Below are 1739 nucleotides of genomic sequence, written 5' to 3'. Positions count from 1 at the left end.
GGGGATCTGCGCTACACCCTCAACAAGGAGGCCGCCGGCAACACCCTGTCGCTGCTGTTGCTGTCCGGCTTCTCCGGCCGGGCCGAGATCGGCCTGACCGGCGACGACGACCTGCGCCTGAAGGTCTCGGCCGATGGCGGCACCTGGCGCGAGGCGCTGCGGGTCGACCGCAGCACCGGCGGCCTCGACCTCACCGCGGCGGAGGCCTCGGCGCCGATCGCCGGCACGGTCGACCTCGGCGGGTTGGGGTGCCTGCGGGTCGCCCTCACCGGGTCCGGCACGGTCACCAGCTTCGGCACTGCGGCCAACCGGGTGCGGCTGCTGCGCTTCACCGCGGCCGCGACGCTGACGCACAATTCCACCACCCTGATTCTGCCGGGCGGGACCAGCATCACCACCGCGGCCGGGGATACGGCGCTCGCGACCTCGGACGCGTCGGGCAACTGGACGATCCGCGACTTCGTGCGCGCCTCCGGCAAGCCGGTGACCGGCCCGGCCGCGGCCGAGATCACCAACGCCAGCGCCTCCGGCCGGACCGTCCTCACCGGCACCGCGGCGCAGGGGGCGACGGCGCTGGGGCTCGGCGCCGGCGACAGCCCCACCCATGCCTCGCTGACCCTCAACCGCAACGCGACCGCCACCGCCAGCCTGCCCGCGGCCCCGAGCGGGAGCGCGATGCGCCTCGTCGGCGCCGACGGCGCGCTCTCGGTCATCAGCGCGGAGGCCTATGGCGGCCAGGCGTTCTTCACGCTCCGGCGGGCGAGCGGCACCGCGGCGTCGCCGGCCGCGACCGGGGCGGGCGACGCCATGGGCCTGTTCGGGGCCGGCGGCTACGTCTCCGGCAGCGGGTTTGCGGACTATACCGGCCGGCTCAACTTCATGGCGGCCGAGGCGTTCACGGCCACGGCGCAGGGCACGGCGATCTCGTTGTCGGCGTGCAAGCGGGGGACGACGGCACAGGCGACGCTGGTGACCTTCGACCCCGACAGCGGGGCGAGCTTCACCGGCGCGGTGTCCGTCGCGGCGGCCTTGCAGGTGACGGGAGGCGCGCAGTTCGGCGGGTACGTCGGGCTGCCCTCCTTCACGGTCGCGACGCTGCCCGCGGGCGGCGCCGGCCGCGTGGTCTTCGTGAGCAACGCGCGCAAGCTGGGCGAGGCGGCGGGCTCCGGCACGGGGGTGGCTGCGTGCCACTCCAACGGCAACTGGCGCCGGCTGTCGGATGACAGCCCGGTCGCGGCGTGAGGGCATCATGGCCGACACCTACCTGTACGAGTTCCTGTATCGCGGCCGGCCGGCGGGGTCGTCCGAGCCGCCGGCCTGGCACGTGGTGCTGGGCCGGCACGTGACGCCGCCCGGATCGAGCGAGGCGCAGTTCGTGGCGAGCGGGGCGCTGACGCCGGCGCAGGCCGAGGCGGCGGGGTTCCCGCTCACGGCGGTGCTGGCGGGGATCGACGCGGCGGCGCTGGCGGGGGGGGACGCGGCGCAGGCCGAGGCGGGGGCGGCGCGGCGGGAGCGGGACGCCGCGGGGAGCGAGCGCGACACGCTGGCGGCGCCGCTCGCCGCGCTCGAACCGGCAGCGCCGGCGGCTGTCCCGCCGGCGGGGTCGGGACGCGCCGGTTTTTCAGGGGGTGGGCGGCGGCGGGCCCCACCACGCAGAAGCCGGGCTTGCCGTGGGGGTTGGCCGCCGCCCTTCCGGGGCGGGTGTGGGCGGCGGGGGCGTGGTGTCCGCGGGGCGCGGC

1 protein-coding gene and 1 pseudogene are annotated in these 1739 nt (G+C 76.9%); both read left to right on the top strand.

Annotated elements, in window-relative coordinates; all coding sequences use genetic code 11:
• Positions 1-1242, top strand: a pseudogene (locus VQ03_RS34845) (hypothetical protein); the annotation flags it as partial.
• Positions 1243-1249: 7 nt separating this feature from the next.
• Positions 1250-1739, top strand: a 490-nt coding sequence (locus tag VQ03_RS34365) for a hypothetical protein (protein WP_048454384.1), incomplete at its 3' end; no start/stop codon positions are given.

Source organism: Methylobacterium tarhaniae (assembly GCF_001043955.1).
Taxonomy (GTDB): Bacteria; Pseudomonadota; Alphaproteobacteria; order Rhizobiales; family Beijerinckiaceae; genus Methylobacterium; species Methylobacterium tarhaniae.
Note: the sequence above shows the minus strand (reverse complement) of the source record. Positions and strands in the feature narration are given on the sequence as shown.